This window comes from Kitasatospora sp. NPDC032150 (genome assembly GCF_055579945.1).
Genome location: NZ_JBVIMH010000001.1, coordinates 511,281 through 527,180, shown reverse-complemented (window position 1 = coordinate 527,180; position 15,900 = coordinate 511,281). Strand labels below are relative to the sequence as shown.

Genomic DNA, 15,900 nt, shown 5'->3' with positions numbered 1-15,900 from the left:
AGGGGGGGGGGGGGGGGGGGGGGGGGGGGGGGGGGGGGGGGGGGGGGGGGGGGGGAGAGGGGGAGGGGGGGGGGGGGGGGGGGGGGGGGGGGGCCCCCCCCCCCCCCCCCCCCCCACCGCCGGGGTCAGCGGGAGAGGGCCACCTCGATGAGCTTCACGACGACCAGGATCATCGCGACCAGCAGGTAGGTGCGCAGCGCGCCCATGCCGATCTTGTACGCGGTGGAGACCTTCGGCTTGGCCAGGGTCTCCAGCGGGGGCATCCGCCAGTTCTCGCGCCCGGTGCGGTCGATCTCATCCTCCTTGGTGGCGGTGCGCCGGCGGGTGAAGGAGTACCCGGCGGCCAGCACCCCGAGGACACCGCAGCCGGCCATGATGTCGAGGATCGCCCCGGAGCTGATGTCCGGCCACAGCACGGAGGCGGTCAGGATGACGGACAGGGTGACCAGGACGCCGATCACGGCGGAGGTGAAGGCGTTGGTCCTGGGACCGTTCACCCAGGGACCCAGGGCCTCCTTGTCGTTGCACAGCAGCAGCAGGAAGACCGAGGCGGAGGGCAGCAGTACACCGGCCAGGACCTGGACGCCCTGGGTGAGCAGGCCCAGCGTGCCGTCGCTCGCGACCAGGACGATGACGGCGGCGGCCGCGACCAGACCCGCGTAGACGGCGTAGAAGCCCTTGGCACCGCCGACCCCGCGGTGCAGCGAGTGCTTGATGCCGAAGACGTCGCCGATGGCGTAGGCGGTGGAGAGGGAGACCGCGAAGGCGCCGATGATCGAGGCGTCCAGCAGGGCGATCGCGAACAGCACGGCGACCAGCTTGCCCGCGTGCTCCTCCAGCCCCTTGGCCACGCCCGCCGCGTCGGTGAACTGGCCGGCGCCGTCGGTGCCGGCGAACGCGGCGGCGGTGAAGCCCATCATCGCCGCGGCGCCGACGACCACGATGACGATGCCGATCCACAGGTCGGCCTTCTCGTACTTCATGAAGCGCGGGGTGATCCGCTTGTCGATGACGTACGACTGCTGGAAGAAGAGCTGCCAGGGGGCGACCGTGGTGCCGACGATGCTGATGATCAGCAGCATCACGGTGGCCAACTCGCCACCGCCGCCCGGCATACCGGGGACGAAGAAGTCGTGCGCCATCTGCGAGGTCCTCGGGTGGACCACGAAGTAGATCGGCACCAGCAGCAGCGAGCCGACGCACAGCGCGACCGCGATCCGCTCGAAGCGGCGGAAGGACCCGGTGAAGGCGGAGGCGATGATGACCGCAGCGGCCAGGACCACCGAGGCGCCCTTCGGCAGGCCGAGGTAGCCCGCCGCCAGCGTGACCCCGATGAACTCCGTGACCAGCGTCAGCGCGTTGAGCAGGAACAGGTCGATCACGCTGAACGCGCCCCAGAACCTGCCGAAGCGCTCGAGGATGAGGCGGGCGTGGCCGACACCGGTGACCGCACCCAGCCTGAGCACCATCTCCTGGTTGACGTAGAGCACGGGAACCAGCAGCAGCAGGGTCCACAGCAGGTGGGTGCCGTAGTTCTGGCCTGCGCTGCCGTAGGTGGAGAACGCGCCGGCGTCGTTGTCGCCGACCATCACGATCAGGCCGGGGCCGACGATCGCCAGCAGCGTCTTGAGCTTGGCGGAGAGGCCCTGCCGCGGGGCGGTGTCGCTGAGGCTGATGGTGCCCAGGGCGCCCTGGATGTCGCCGATGTGGGCGTCGTCGAGGACCGCGGCACGCGGCGCCGGGATCGTCGGTGGAGTCATGGTGGTGTCGGTCATGGCGAACCTCCCTTGCCCCCCCGGTTCAGGGGGAGAGTTCGGGCGGCGCGAAGCAGCAATCCCCTCCATCAGGGCATACCGCGGCAGCCCATGGCGGAATAACGCCATGAGGTCACAAGGAAATGAGGGCATGGCGCCGCACTGAGCCGACGGTCTGTCAGAAATGCTCGTGGAGAGGGTTGTTACCGCGTGCCGATGGAGAACGAGGACATGCGGTTATGGGCCCGTTTATGGCCCGGACTACTGCAACTCGAATCCATGTCTCTCGCCTCCTTCCGGCCGGGACGCAGCGGTGCGTCGTATCGACACGGCAAGGAGCGGACCAGCCTCGACGGCCGGCTCACCCCAACTCGTCAGAGCTTTGGCACTCCACGGCGTGATCCGGCCCGCAGGTCGGAAGCCACTTGGGATCAACCCTTAGGTCGGGAGGATCTGTCCTGATCCGGAGCGTCTCTCGACGGTTGGGATCAGTGGCCTGTGTCCGTGAAGACGCCTCACCGAACGAGGTGCCTTTTCAAACCTCGTCAAGCGTAGACCCGACGGAAGGGTGCGCCGAACACATTTACCGAATTTTGACCGTTCCTCTCGGTCCGAACGGGAACCCCGGTGCCACCCCGCGCAACTCCGGCATCAATGAACCGATTTACCGCGTGCTCCGAGACCGGGATTCGGCGCGCCGGCCCCTTGAACCGCCGTGCCAGGCAGCCTGCCAGAGCACCGCGGGCGCGAAGAGCCTGCTCGGCGGTGCGGTCAGCGAGAGGGCGTCGATGAAGGCGCCCTGCGCGGCCCGGTGATTCAGGGCGGCGCTCAACACCCGGTCCATGTAGGCGTGCTGGAGCTTCAGCAGCGGATTCCTGCGGCCGCCGACGGTGGTGTCGTAGCGCAGGTCCTCCGAGGAGGCCATCTGCCAGGCCGCCCCCGCCTCCCGGGACACCGCGCGCTGGATCCTCCGGGAGTCCACCGGGAGTGCGACACCTGTCCCCCCTGCCGCACCCGGCCCGCGTGCCGGGCGGGCGCCGGCCGGAAGCAGTTCGCGCAGCACCAGCGCGGACCGGGCCGCCACGGACATGCCCTGCCCGTAGATCGGATTGAAGGTGCAGGCCGCGTCACCGACCACGAGCAGCCCCTCGGGGAGGTCAGCCAGGCGCTCGTAGTGCCGCCGCCGGCTGGGCGGCGGACGGAAGCCGTGGATCGGGGCGACCGGCTCCAGCCCCCGGACCACCCCGTAGAGTTCCGGGACGCTCAACTCCCGCGCGAAGGAGAGGAATCCATCGGCATCGGCGGGCGGATTGAAGCCGCGCATCCCGCCGACCGTCACCATCCAACGATCGCCCTCCACCGGGACCAGCATCCCGAACCGGGGGTTGCGGCCGGGCCTGGGCTGCAAGTACATCGCACGGCTGCCGGCCAGATCCGCCCCGGCCCGGCGGAACAGCCCGGTGGAGTAGCCGACACCGCCGTCCACCACGCTCTCCTCCGGTGCGCCGAGCCCGAGTTCGGTCAGCCAGTGCGGGGTGCGGGACGTCCGGCCGGTGGCGTCGACCACCACCTCGGCGGGCAGCACCGACTCGGTGCGGTCGCGGGCTCCGCGCTCACGGCAGCGGATTCCGGCGATCCGCGTTCCGGCGACGGCGAGTCCGACCGCCTCGACTCCGTGGCGCGCCTCGACGCCCGGGTGGAGGAGGACCTGGTGGCGCAGCGCCCAGTCGATCAGCGGGCGGGTGAAGCTCACGATGGTGTGCCGGGGCGAGAAGGAGTCCAGCCAGCCGGTCGGCGTCAGCCAGCGGATGTCGGTGGCCAGGTCGAAGTGCTGTGCACCCTCACCGGTGAGCAGCGCGGTCGTGCCCGGCAGCAGTCGCTCGATGGCGTACAGGCCGGCCGGCATCAGCAGGTGCGCCTGCCGGGCCTGCGGGACTCCCCCGGCGAACTCGGCCTTGCCCGGCCGGCGGTCGCGCTCCACCACGGTCACCTGCCAGCCCGCCTCGGCGAGGACCCAGGCGTGCAGCAGTCCGGCCAGGCTGCCTCCCAGCACGACGGCTCTGCCAACCGGCAGCGGCATCTCGATTCCCCCTTCGGCCGGCGGGGCTCACGGCGTCGAGCCCCGCACTGTTCGGCGGGTGGTGCGGTGCGGATCGTGCTGCGCGCGATGCAAGCAGCACCCGCGCACGGCTGGGTGGTGCGGTGCTCGGCGGCGCGACGCGGCGTGCGGCGGTACTGGACGGCGGGCGTACGGCGTGAGTGGGAGCGCGCAGCGCACGCGGGGAGCGTACGAGCACGGACCGGATGCATTCTGCCCTCCCGAGCGGGGCCGCTAACCACCCCCTCGAGACGGAATGACGACCCTGACAGCTAATTGGGGAAGTCTCCCCAATTAGCTGTCAGGGTCGTCGCCGGGGCCGGCGACCGCCGACCCGCCCGACCGTGCGAGGTCCCGCCGTGCGCGCTCCGCTGCCCGGTTTTCCCGAGGTCCGCACCGCCCAGGGCACCGTCCGAGGCATCGGCCCTGCGGGGATCGCCTCCTTCCGCGGGATCTGGAGCGAGTTCGCGGCCACCGGGCAGGCCGGCTGGCCGCGCTACTCCTCTCCGGACCGGCTGACGCGGGCCTTCGCGACCGAGCGCCCGCAGGTGGTCGCACACCCGCACGAGGCTGCTCGGGCAATCTGGGCCGGCCACCCGATGGGCGCGCTCGACCTCAGCTCCTGACCCTCCGGCCGCTCCACCCGGGACTGGCGCCCGCGGGGCGGAGGCGCCCGACCCGCCCGGGACTGGGTCGGATCGGCCTCGGCCTACGCCCTTGACGGACGGGTCAGTTGGAGAAGTCCTGAGTGAGCCAGACGGTTCCACTGGCATCGCGGTAGACGGCGATGCCGATGTGGGTGAACTCGCTGCTGAGGATGTTCTTGCGGTGGCCGTCGTCCGGCGGCGTCTCGTTCAGCATGTCCTGGGTCAGACTGACCGCCATGGCGGCGATGTCCTGGGCCGAGGTGGAGACCCCGTTGCCGTAGCCTATGTTCTCCCCGACGGCGTTCCACTGGACGCCCGCGGCCGTCACCCGCGCCCCCAACTCGGCTTCGCCCGGGCACTGGTGGGACATGCCGCAGCCACCGGCCATCGTGTGGTTGTGGGCCTCGGCGCTGCTGGTCAGCCCCGCCGTGATGGTGTAGGCAGGCAGGCCCTGGGCGGCCCGTGCCTGGTTGATCAAGCCGAGCACCTGCTGCACGGCGTCCGAGCTCGAACCGGTCTGCGCGGCCGGGGTGGTGGGCGCGGCCGGAGTGGTGGGCGCGGCCGGAGTGGTGGGGGCGTGCGCGGCCGGGGCGGACGGCGACGCGGCCGGAGACGACGGCGCGGACGTGTGCGACACCGGGGCCGAAGCCGGCGCGGAGGGCCGCGCGGAGTGGGAGCCCTGGGACTCGCCGCCGGGGCGCGCAGTCGCGGACTCCGGTGCGTGGGAGGCCGGGGCGGACGGCGACGGCGAGGCGTGCGAGGCTTCGGCCGAGGCCGGAGCGGAGGGCCCGGCGTGCGGGCCGGCCTGGTGGTGGCGGTGCCGATCGGCGTCGCCCTGGTGCCGGTCCTGATGGTGGTCCTGCCAGCCGGCATGGCTCGCGTAGGTGTGGGAGCCGGGCGCGGCGGAGGCTCCGCTCGCGCTCAGCAGCGGCAGCATGAAGCCGGCGCCGGCGATCCCGGCGGTGGCGGCCAGCCGCGGGGTGTGCCTCCGGCGCGCACGGCGATGCCGGCCGGTACCTGAATTCAGCATGGGGCGTCCCTCTGCGACGCCTGCGAGGTGAGCTGTCGGGTTCGGGCCGTGAGGTAGCCCGGCCGCACACGGCGGCTTCACCCCTAGCCGCACTCGTCTCGCCCGCGAACGGGTCGAGCAGGGCGCGGCAAACTACCTGGTTCCCCCGCTCCTGCCCGGTGCACTGCTCGACGTCCGGCCGACCGGTGGACAGGACTCGGCGTCCCGGCGGCAGGGTCCGCAGGTGCGGACAGCCTGAACGCTAGGCAGATCGGCCTGCAAGACACAAGTTCGTATCATGCGCATCACATGGACATCCAGTGAAGATCTGATGGATAGCCATATTCACTGACGTAATCCTACATAAGTGACCTAATCGGACAAATCTCTCGACTGTTGATGGCGGTCGCGACGGCCGCCGCCCCCACGGGGGGCGGGGGCGGACGAGGCGGCCGGCGCGCGTCAGTCGACGATCGGCCCGCAGGTGCGGCCGCGCTTGAGTTCGAAGAACCCCTCGGCCTCCGTGACGAGCAGTATGCCGTCCCACAGCCGCCCGGCCGCCTCACCGCGGGGGATCGGGCTCACCACCGGGCCGAAGAACGCGTTGACCGAGCCGTCGGGACCGGGGATGTGGATCGCGGGCACGCCGAGGTCCTCGCCGACGGGGTCGAGGGCCACCCGGTTGCCGGCCAGCAGCAGCGGGTCGAGCCCGGCGTCATCGGCGGCGTCGGCGAGTCCGGCGGGCAGGCCCGCCTCCTCCAGCGCGGCCAGGTACAGCTCTCGGCCGACGGGGGCCTTCTCCAGGTGGATCCGGTTGCCGAGCGCGGCGTACAGATCCCGCAACACCCCGTTGCCGTGCGCGCGTTCGGCGGCCAGCACCACCCTGGCCGGGCCCCGCCGTTCGGCGAGCCACTGCCGGTACCAGTCGTCCACCTCGCGGCCGTCGTTGTGCGCGGCGAGACCGAACACCCGGAATCGGGTGCGGACCTGACGGACCTGCTCCACCTCCAGCAGCCAGCGCGAGCCGATCCACGCCCACGGGCACACCGGGTCGAACCACATGTCCACGGTCGTCGTCTCAACGGTCATCTCGGCAGTGGTCGCCATGTGTGAATCTCCTGTTCCTTGAGTGTCCGAGGAGACGCTATGTGACCAACTGGCCTTGGCTAAGCTCCAATTCGGATCAATCTGATTGGGCCAATCATGGATGTACATGTCACCCTCAGCGAGCGGGGCGATCGAGCCGCCCGGATCTACCGGCACCTGCTGGACGCGGTCCTGGACGGACGGCTGCGCCCCGGCGAACGGCTGCCGCCCAGCCGGGAGCTGGCCCGCCGGCTCGGGGTGTCCCGCAACACCGTGGCCTCGGCCTACGAGCGGCTGGCCGCGGAGGGCTTCCTCCAGGGCCGGGCGGGGTCGGGCACCTTCGTGTCCGGGCAGTCCGTCGGCACGCTGGCCACCCGCCGCGCACCGGCCGGGCCCGGGGCGCAGCCGAGGCGGATCTGGCAGTCCGTCCCGGCTGCTCAGGGCCGATCCCCGGAGCCCGTCTACGACTTCCGCGCGGGCACGCCCGACGGGCGACTGTTCCCCTTCCAGACCTGGCGGCGGCTGATCACCGACGAGCTGCGGCCGAGCGGGCTCGGCCGGGCCGACTACGGGCCGCCCGAGGGCCACGCCGATCTGCGCGCGGCCATCGCCCGCCACGTCGGCCTCTCCCGCTCGGTTCGGGCCACGGCCGAGGACGTCCTGGTGACCCAGGGGGCGCAGCAGGCACTGGACCTCGTCGGCCGGGTGGTGATCGAGCCCGGGGACTGCGTGGCCGTCGAGGAACCGGGCTACCCGCCAGCGCGACTGCTGTTCGGCTCACTGGGCGCACGGGTGGTCGGCGTACCGGTGGACGCCGAGGGGCTGATGGTGGACGCCCTCCCCCGGGAGGCCAGATTGGTCTATACCACTCCCTCACACCAGTTCCCACTGGGGACCCCGATGTCGCTGGCCCGCCGCGCCGCCCTGCTGGACTGGGCCGAACGGCACGACGCGGTGGTCGTCGAGGACGACTACGACAGCGAGTTCCGCTTCACCGGGCGGCCGCTGGAGCCCCTGCAGAGCCTGGATCCCGGCGGCCGGGTGGTCTACGTGGGCTCCTACTCCAAGACCCTGCTGCCCGCGCTGCGCCTCGGCTTCCTGGTCGCCCCGGCCTCGCTGCAAGCGGCGCTGCGCAGTGCCAAGCAGCTGTCCGACTGGCACGGCGACCCGGTCGCCCAGGCAGCACTGGCCCGGTTCATCGACGAGGGCCTGCTGGCACGGCACATCCGCCGGGCCGGCCGGGAGTACGCCGCCCGCCACGCGCTGCTCACCACCACTCTGGCCCGGGACTTCGTCCCCTGGCTGGAACCGGTGCCCTCGGCCGCCGGACTGCACGTGTGCGCCCGGACCGCTCCCGGCGTGGACCTCGGACCGGTGCTCGCCACCGCGCGGCGGGCGGGGGTCGCGGTGAACACCGTCGCCGACTTCAGCGCCGGGGAACCGACCCGGCCTGGGCTGGTGTTCGGCTTCGGCGCGATCGACCGGGACCGGATCGCCGAGGGCCTGCAGTGCCTGCGGCAGAGTCTCCGCGCCGCCGCCCTGCCCGTCCAGTACTGAACGGGCGGCCGGGCCCGTCCGCCCCACTCGTGGTCAACCCCCGCTCCGGCGCCCGGGGTTGAGGTCGCCCGCAGAACTCCTGCGGAGTTCGCCCCGCTGCCGGTGGTGCGCCACCGCCCGCTAGCTGGTGATGTCGCGCCGTGTAGCGGTCAGCCGCGGTTTCCGCTCGTCCTGGTCACCCGGGCGCGACCGGCCGGCCCGTCCGGAGCCCGGGCGCGGCGGACTCCGACGGGAACGGACGCCGGAAGCAGGGCGGGAGCCCGCACCGGCGCGGGAGTCGGCCCCGGGGCCGCACGACCGGGCAGCGGGGACGGCGCGGCGCTCCGGCCGGAGAGCGGGGGCCCCACCTCGCAGCGCCAGCCCACCGGACAGCCATGAGCGCTCGGCACGGCCCCTCAACTCCGACGCGCCGCAGGTGCGCCGCCGGCTGCCGCTCCGGCTAGCCGAGCCGCCCCCGGCGGTGCAGGACGTTGACGACGGCGGCGCCGAGCAGGGCGATGGCGGTCATCGTCAGGCCGAAGGCGGTGGCGGCGCCGGGGAGGCCGACCGCGTCGCTGAGGTAGCCGACCGAGACCGGGAAGAGGCCGGCCGGGATGTAGCCGGCGGCACTGAGGGCGGCGTTGGCCTCGGCGAGGCGGGCGGCGGGAACGGCCGAGTTGAGCAGGGACAGGCCGCCGAGCTGGCCCAGACCGTGGCCGGCGCCGGCCAGCACGGCCGCGATCACCAGCAGGACCGCCGAGGCGCCGCGCACCGCGAGGACGAGGGCGAGCATGCCGAGGGCGATGGCCGACGAGCCCAGCACCAGGACGGCCCGGGTCCGCAGCCGCTGCACCAGGAACTGCACACCGGTCGCGGCCGAGAACATCACGAACGCCATCGCCCCGGCGACCACCCGGCTGGAGGTGCCGAGCAGTTCGGAGAGCAGCGAGGGGCCGAGTGAGAGAACGAACGAGGTCGCGGTGATGCCGGGCGCGAACACGGCGGCACCCAGCAGCAGTTGGATCCGGTTGGCGCGCGGGACCGACGGCACCCGGACCCAGGATCCCGCCGCCGCGGGGGAGCGCCGGGGCAGCGGCATCCGCAGCACTTCCAGCACGGCGGTGAGCAGCAGGACGGTCTCGACCAGGAAGACGGTCACGGTCGGCGCCGGCAGCAGCTCGGAGAGCACTCCGGCGCTCAGCGGCCCGAGTCCGGCGCCGAGCACCATCGCGGCCGAGGCGAGCAGCGCGGCGAGCCGCTTGCGCCCGGGCCCGCCGATGTCGCTGACGGCGGCCATGCCGGCCGAGACCGTGGCACCGACCGCGATGCCGGCCAGCAGCCGGGCCACGGCCAGGGCGGGCACCGAGCCGGCCGTCGCGAAGATGCCGCAGGACAGCACGCCGAGGCCGAGCGCCGGGAGCAGTACGGGCTTGCGCCCCAGGCGGTCGGAGGCGACCCCCGCCACCAGCAGGGTGCCGAGCAGGCCCACGATGTAGCAGGCGAAGATCACCGTCATGGTGCCCTTGGAGAAGCCGAGTTGGTGCTGCCAGAGCTTGTACAGCGGTGTGGGCGCGTTGGACAGCACGAAGACCGCCGTCACCGGCCAGGCCGCCAGCCAGATCTCCCGCCTCGGCGCCTCGACCGCAGCCTCGGCCAAGACCGACTTCCCTGGAGCTGCGCAGATCTGAGTATCAGCCATGAGAATTCCCCCGTTCGGACACGACGGCCGCCAGTACGACTAGACTCGAACATAGCACGCTGTACGATTGGAGTCGTACTGGAGAATTCGAGAGGAGCCGCCGCCATGGCCGCCCGCAAGACCATCGAGGCCCCCGCCGGCCTGCCCGAAGCCCTCCCCGAGCCGAGCCGCGAGGAACTCCGCCTCGAAGTGGTGATGGGTGCGCTGGCCGATCCGCTCCGGATGGGGATCATCCGCAAACTGCTGCTCGAATCCGAGGAGTTCGACCACCCCTGCGGCTGGTTCGACCTCGACCGGCCGAAGTCCTCGCTGACGCACCACTTCCGCGCCCTGCGCGAGGCCGGGCTGATCCGCCAGCGGCAGTACGGACTCGAGCGCCGCAGCCATGTCCGGGTGGCGGACCTGGACGCGCGCTTCCCCGGCCTGCTCACCCTGGTCGCCGAATGGACCCCGCTCCCCGGATGAACGGCGACGCCAGGCGCCGGGGAGCGGCCAACTCCCCGGCACTGCAGGCGGGTTGACTCAAAGGTCGGGAATGAACTGCACCACCAGGTCGATCAGCTTGATCCCGACGAACGGCAGCACCAGACCACCGAGCCCGAACACCCTCAGGTTGCGGGCGAGCAGATCGGAGGCCGAGGAGGGGCGGTAGCGAACGCCGCGCAGGGCGAGTGGGATCAGCGACACGATGATCAGTGCGTTGAAGATGATCGCCGAGGTGATCGCCGAGGTCGGGCTGTGCAGGGCCATGATGTTGAGGTGGTGCAGCCCCGGGTGCGTGCTGGCGAACATCGCCGGGATGATCGCGAAGTACTTGGCGACGTCGTTGGCGATCGAGAAGGTGGTGAGCGCACCGCGGGTGATCAGCAGCTGCTTGCCGATCTCCACGATCTCGATCAGCTTGGTCGGATTGGAGTCCAGGTCGACCATGTTGCCGGCCTCCTTGGCCGCCATGGTGCCGGTGTTCATCGCCACTCCGACGTCGGCCTGTGCCAGCGCCGGGGCGTCATTGGTGCCGTCCCCGGTCATCGCGACCAGCTTGCCACCCTCCTGCTCCTTCTTGATCAGGGCCATCTTGTCCTCGGGGGTGGCCTCGGCCAGGAAGTCGTCCACCCCGGCCTCGTCCGCGATGGCCCTGGCGGTCAGCGGGTTGTCGCCGGTGACCATCACGGTGCGGATGCCCATCCGGCGCAGCTGCAGGAAGCGCTCCCGGATGCCGTCCTTGACCACGTCCTTGAGCTGGACCACGCCCAGCACCCGGGCGCCGTGCCGGTCGTGGACGGCGACCAGCAACGGGGTGCCGCCGCCCAAGGAGATGATCTCGACCGCCTGCTGCGCCTGCGGCGGGACCTGTCCCCCCAGCTCGTACACCCAGGCGGAGACGGCGGCGGACGCACCCTTGCGCACCCGGACGGTCGGACTGCCGTCGGGCCAACTCAGGTCGACCCCGCTCATCCTGGTCTGCGCACTGAACGGGACGAACTCCATCCGCCCGAGCTCGCCCTCGGCCCGTTCGCGCAGCCCGTGGCGCTTGGCGAGGGAGACGATCGAGCGGCCCTCGGGGGTCTCGTCGGCGAGCGAGGAGAGCTGGGCGGCCTCGGCGAGCTGGGCGCCGTCCACGCCCGGGAGCGGGACGAAGCGGGTGGCCTGCCGGTTGCCGAAGGTGATGGTGCCGGTCTTGTCCAGCAGCAGGACGTCCACGTCGCCGGCCGCCTCCACCGCCCGGCCGGACATCGCCAGCACGTTGCGCTGCACCAGCCGGTCCATGCCGGCGATGCCGATCGCGGAGAGCAGCGCGCCGATGGTGGTCGGGATCAGCGCCACCAGCAGGGCGACCAGGACGGTCAGGCTCTGCTCGGCGCCCGCGTAGATCGCCAGCGGCTGGAGGTTGACGATGCACAGGATGAAGACCACGGTCAGGGTCGCGAGCAGCAGGTTGAGCGCGATCTCGTTCGGGGTCTTCTTCCGTTCGGCGCCCTCGACCAGGGCGATCATCCGGTCGATGAAGGTCAGCCCGGGCTTGGAGGTGATCCGCACCACGATCCGGTCGGAGAGCACCCTGGTGCCGCCGGTCACCGCGCTGCGGTCACCGCCGGACTCGCGGATCACCGGCGCGGACTCACCGGTGATCGCGGACTCGTCCACGGCCGCGATGCCCTCGACCACGTCGCCGTCGCCGGGAACGGTCTCCCCCGCCTCGACCACCACGAAGTCGTACTGCCGCAGGGCCTCGGCCGGTACCCGCTCCTCCGCGCAGTGGTCCAGGCCCACCCGCCACCTGAGCAGCCGCCGGGCGACCGTCCCTGTCCGCGCCTTGCGCAGCGACTCCGCCTGCGCCTTGCCGCGCCCCTCGGCGACCGCCTCGGCCAGGTTGGCGAACACCACCGTGAGCCAGAGCCAGACACTGATCAACCAGGTGAACACGCTCGGCGAGACCACGGCCGAGAGGGTGGTGAGCGCCGAGCCGACCTCGACCACGAACATCACCGGGTTGCGCAGCATCAGCCGGGGGTGCAGCTTGCGCAGCGCTTCCGGGAAGGAGGTGACCAGCTGCTTCGGATCGAAGAGCCCGCTTGCCGCCCGATGTCGCCTCCCGGCGGGCATCGCGGACGCACGAGGCGTGACGGTACGGACGTTGACGTCCCTCTCGGGAGCCTGCTGGAGCATCGGGCGACCTTCTCGGACGGGCCCGCGGCGGGGAAGTGCGAGGCGGGCGGCGGATCGGTACGGGTACGGGCCAAGCCGCAGCCAACCGCGCGGGCCGGGGCGTCCTCCCTGGTTCTGACGCGTTCCTGATGGCACGTCAGAAAACATTGACACCGCTTTGACGCCCTCGGCCCGCCCGTCGGGCGCACTGCGTCAAAATCGCGTCAAGGTCGCCGGTCACGGCGTACGGTCCGCGTCAAACCGCGCTGCCGGGCGGGCCGTTCGAGGTCGAATGGAGGTGGAATGCCGGCACTGGCCCAGGATCCCGATGGGAGCGGATGGCGATGATCGAGAGTGTCCGGGTGGTCGTTGGGGTCAACGGCTCGTTGAGCAGTCTGGCGGCGGTGCACCGGGCCGTGGAGGAGGCCGCGCGGCGCAGCGCGGTGCTGGTCCCGGTCGCGGCCCGGAGCCATGCCAACACCGAACGGCTGCGCCCGCTCCCGGAGTTGGAGCACTCCGCACACCGGATGATGGACACCGTCTTCGAGCAGGCCTTCGGCGGCTACCCGAGCGACATGGTGATCCGCCCGGTGGTGGTGCGCGCCGATCCGGGCCCGGCCCTGGTCGCGGCCGCCGACCGGCCCACCGACCTGCTGGTGCTCGGCGCGGGCCGGCGCAGCCGCCTGCAGCACGTGATCCACGGCTCGGTGACCCGCTACTGCCGCTCGCACGCCGGCTGCGAGGTCCTGGTGGTCTCGCCGTCCGAGCTGCTGGAGAGCCTGGAGTTCACCGTGCGCAGCGGGGCGCCGATGCCCCGCCTGTCGGGCCGGGCGGCGGCCTGGGCCCGTCCGGCGGGCACGACCGCGAGCTGACCGGCCGGACCGGCGGACCAACCTGAGGTCGGACCGGCAGTCGGCTCAGCGGTCGGACCGGCGGAGGCTGAACACGAAGGTCGCGCCGCCGCCCGGGGTCCCCTCGACGGAGAGTTCGCCGTGCATGGCCTCGACGAAACCCTTGGCCACCGCGAGTCCGAACCCGGTACCGGTCTCCCGCACTCCGCCCGGCCCGGTCCGGCGCCCGCGCAGGGGCTGGAAGATCCGCTCGCGCTCCTCGGGGGCGATGCCCGGCCCCCGGTCGATGACGCGCAGGTGCACCCGGTCCGCCACGGTCCCGGTGTCGACCCGGACCGCGGCGCCCGGTGGCGACCAGGCCCGCGCATTGGCCAGGACGTTGGCGAGGGCGCGCTCCAGCAGTCCCGGATCGGCCTCGACCGGCGGCAGTCCGGTGGTGGGACCGAGCGCCAGCTCCGACCCCGTACCCGGCAGGCTGGCCACGGCCGCGTGCAGGACCTCGCCGAGCGACGTCGGGCGCAGTGCGACCGGGACCCGGCCGGCCCGCAGCCGGCTGAGGTCCAGCAGGTTGGCGACGGAGTGGTTCAGCCGCTCGGTCTCGGCGGCGATGGTCTCGGCCTCCGGCGCGACATCGAGCCGGGCCGCGGCCGCCCGGATGGCGGCCAGCGGTCCGCGCAGGTCATGGGCGAGGGCTTCCAGCAGGGTGGTGTGCAGCGCGTCGGTACGGGCCAGCGACTGGGCGGCGGCCGCCTCCCGGGTGAGCCGCTCGTGCTCCTCGGCCAGCCGCAACTGGGTGACGAACGGGCCCAGCAGCCGGGTGTTCTCCTCGTCGATCGGCCCGCCGGCCAGCACCAGCACGGTGCCCTGGCCGAGTTCGGCAGCGAACGGGGCGTCCTCCGGGCGGGCGGGCAGCGGACCGCCGGAGGAGGCCACCGGGCGCCAGCCCGCGCCGGTCGGCGCCAGGATGCCCGCCGCCTCCAGCCGGAACGCCCGGCGCAGTTCGGACAGCAGGCGGCGCAGCGTGCGGCCCTCGCCCCGGACCGTCTCCCCCGCCAGCCTGATCAGGGCCTGGGCCTCGGCCCGCGCCCGGGCCGCCTCCTGGGAGCGGCGGGTCAGCCCGTCGATCAGATGGCTGATGATCCCCGCGACGCACAGGAACACCCCGAGCGGGGCGAGGTCGGCGCCCTGGCTGACCGCCAGGCTGTGCCGGGGCGCGGTGAAGAAGTAGTCCGCGGCGAGGACCGAGGTCAGAGTCGTCCCGGCGGCCGGTGCCAGTCCGCCGAGCCCGGCCACCCCGGCGACCAGCAGCAGCAGGCCCAGCAGGACCCCGGACAGGCCCAGCGATTCGCGCAGCGGTGACAGCACGGCGGCCACCGCGAGTGCCCCGAGCGGCCCGAGCAGCCAGGCCGTCCACCACCGCCGGGCCGGTACGTGGGCGGGCCGGCGGGGGCGCGGGGCCCTCGGCAGCGCCGTCTGCTCGGGGGACGGCGGTGGCAGTACCCGGATGTCGATCGGACCGGCCAGCCGGATCACCCGGTTGATCACCGAGCCGGTCAGCAGCTCCCGCAGCCGGGACCGACCGGTCGGGCCGAGCAGGATCTGGGTGGCGCTCTCCGCCCGGGCGAAGTCCACCAGGGTCCTGGCGACGTCGGTGCCGCCGATCTCCACGTAGCTGCCGTGCAGCTCGCGCAGCAGGGCGCGCTGCGCGGCCAGGCCCGGCGGTTCGTGCTGGATGGCGCCGTCGTCCGTGCGGACGTGAACGCCGATCAGGTCGCCGTGCACCCGGGCCGCCGTCCTGGCACCGCGCCGGACCAGGTGCTCGCCCTGCGGGGCGCCGTTGAGCGCGACCAGGATCCGCTCCTTGGTCTCCCAGGGTGCCCGGATTCCGTGCCTGGCACGGTAGTCGGCGAGTTCCTCCTCCACCCGGTCGGCCAGCCAGAGCAGCGCGAGCTCGCGCAGCGCGCCCAGGTTCCCGGCGCGGAAGTAGTTGTCCAGGGCGACGTCGATCCGGTCGCTCGGGTAGATCTCGCCCTGTGCCATCCGGGTGCGCAGCGCCTCCGGACTGAGGTCGACCAGTTCGATCCGGTCGGCGGCGCGCACCACGGCGTCGGGGATCTGCTCGCGCTGCACGATCCCGGTGATCTGCTCGACCACGTCGCTCAGGCTCTCCAGATGCTGGATGTTGAGGGTGGTGGCCACGTCGACGCCCGCCCGCAGCAGCTCCCAGACGTCCTGCCAGCGCTTGGTGTTGCGGCTGCCGGGGGCGTTGGTGTGGGCGAGCTCGTCCACCAGTGCCAGGGCCGGGTGGCGGGCGAGCACCGCGTCCAGGTCCATCTCGGTGAGCGCCATGCCCCGGTAGTGCACGGTGCGGCGCGGCACCACCGGGAGGTCGCCGAGTTGCTCCTCGGTGCCGTGCCGCCCGTACGTCTCGGCCAGCGCCACCACCACGTCCAGGCCGCCCGCACGCAGCCGCCGGCCCTCGGCCAGCATGGCGTACGTCTTGCCGACTCCCGGCGCCGCGCCGAGGTAGACGCTCAGGGTTCCGCCACCAGCGGCCACGGGGGATCGTTCCTC

General features: G+C 72.6%; 11 protein-coding genes and 2 riboswitches. Of the genes, 4 read left to right on the top strand and 7 right to left on the bottom strand.

Features of this window, described 5'->3' with window-relative positions; all coding sequences use genetic code 11:
* Positions 1–125: 125 nt before the first annotated feature.
* Together ACZ5ON_RS02300 and ACZ5ON_RS02295 are read right to left on the bottom strand one after the other, a co-directional pair.
* Positions 126–1,775, bottom strand: a complete 1,650-nt coding sequence (locus ACZ5ON_RS02300) for an NRAMP family divalent metal transporter (RefSeq protein ID WP_465583893.1) — start codon at positions 1,773–1,775, stop codon at positions 126–128.
* A gap of 337 nt (positions 1,776–2,112) precedes the next feature.
* Positions 2,113–2,288: riboswitch (M-box (ykoK) riboswitch) on the bottom strand.
* Between the two features lie 130 nt (positions 2,289–2,418).
* A complete protein-coding gene (locus ACZ5ON_RS02295) occupies positions 2,419–3,834 on the bottom strand; it encodes an NAD(P)/FAD-dependent oxidoreductase (protein ID WP_465583890.1) in 1,416 nt (471 codons plus the stop codon).
* Positions 3,835–4,211: 377 nt separating this feature from the next.
* Between ACZ5ON_RS02295 and ACZ5ON_RS02290 the strand changes: the two genes are divergently transcribed.
* Complete coding sequence (locus ACZ5ON_RS02290; protein WP_465583887.1) at positions 4,212–4,478, top strand: hypothetical protein; 267 nt, start codon at positions 4,212–4,214, stop codon at positions 4,476–4,478.
* Between the two features lie 103 nt (positions 4,479–4,581).
* Here the strand turns inward: ACZ5ON_RS02290 and ACZ5ON_RS02285 are convergent, their stop codons facing one another.
* Positions 4,582–5,529, bottom strand: a complete 948-nt coding sequence (locus ACZ5ON_RS02285; protein WP_465583884.1) for a CAP domain-containing protein — start codon at positions 5,527–5,529, stop codon at positions 4,582–4,584.
* A gap of 2 nt (positions 5,530–5,531) precedes the next feature.
* Positions 5,532–5,700, bottom strand: a riboswitch (cyclic di-AMP (ydaO/yuaA leader).
* 270 nt (positions 5,701–5,970) lie between these two features.
* On the bottom strand, positions 5,971–6,615 hold the full coding sequence (locus ACZ5ON_RS02280) for a DsbA family protein (protein WP_465583881.1): 645 nt from the start codon (positions 6,613–6,615) through the stop codon (positions 5,971–5,973).
* A 96-nt stretch (positions 6,616–6,711) separates the two neighbouring features.
* Here ACZ5ON_RS02280 and pdxR point away from each other — a divergent pair, with 96 nt between their 5' ends.
* Positions 6,712–8,151 carry a MocR-like pyridoxine biosynthesis transcription factor PdxR gene (gene pdxR, locus ACZ5ON_RS02275; RefSeq protein ID WP_465583878.1) on the top strand — a complete coding sequence of 480 codons (1,440 nt, stop codon included), beginning with the start codon at positions 6,712–6,714 and terminating at the stop codon, positions 8,149–8,151.
* Positions 8,152–8,590: 439 nt separating this feature from the next.
* Here pdxR and ACZ5ON_RS02270 read toward each other — a convergent pair whose 3' ends face one another.
* Entirely contained in the window at positions 8,591–9,829 is a 1,239-nt protein-coding gene (locus ACZ5ON_RS02270) for an MFS transporter (RefSeq protein WP_465583875.1), read from the bottom strand.
* Between the two features lie 105 nt (positions 9,830–9,934).
* On the opposite strand from ACZ5ON_RS02270, the gene ACZ5ON_RS02265 reads away from it, so the two are divergent.
* The gene (locus tag ACZ5ON_RS02265) at positions 9,935–10,294 is read left to right on the top strand and encodes an ArsR/SmtB family transcription factor (protein WP_465583872.1); all 360 of its coding nucleotides are present in this window, start codon (positions 9,935–9,937) and stop codon (positions 10,292–10,294) included.
* Positions 10,295–10,351: 57 nt separating this feature from the next.
* Here the strand turns inward: ACZ5ON_RS02265 and kdpB are convergent, their stop codons facing one another.
* Positions 10,352–12,433 (bottom strand): potassium-transporting ATPase subunit KdpB, encoded by a 2,082-nt coding sequence (gene kdpB, locus ACZ5ON_RS02260; RefSeq protein ID WP_465583983.1) that lies wholly within the window; start codon positions 12,431–12,433, stop codon positions 10,352–10,354.
* Between the two features lie 386 nt (positions 12,434–12,819).
* On the opposite strand from kdpB, the gene ACZ5ON_RS02255 reads away from it, so the two are divergent.
* Positions 12,820–13,347 (top strand): universal stress protein, encoded by a 528-nt coding sequence (locus ACZ5ON_RS02255; protein WP_465583869.1) that lies wholly within the window; start codon positions 12,820–12,822, stop codon positions 13,345–13,347.
* A gap of 45 nt (positions 13,348–13,392) precedes the next feature.
* Here the strand turns inward: ACZ5ON_RS02255 and ACZ5ON_RS02250 are convergent, their stop codons facing one another.
* Positions 13,393–15,885 carry a DUF4118 domain-containing protein gene (locus ACZ5ON_RS02250; RefSeq protein ID WP_465583866.1) on the bottom strand — a complete coding sequence of 831 codons (2,493 nt, stop codon included), beginning with the start codon at positions 15,883–15,885 and terminating at the stop codon, positions 13,393–13,395.
* Between the last annotated feature and the right edge of the window lie 15 nt (positions 15,886–15,900).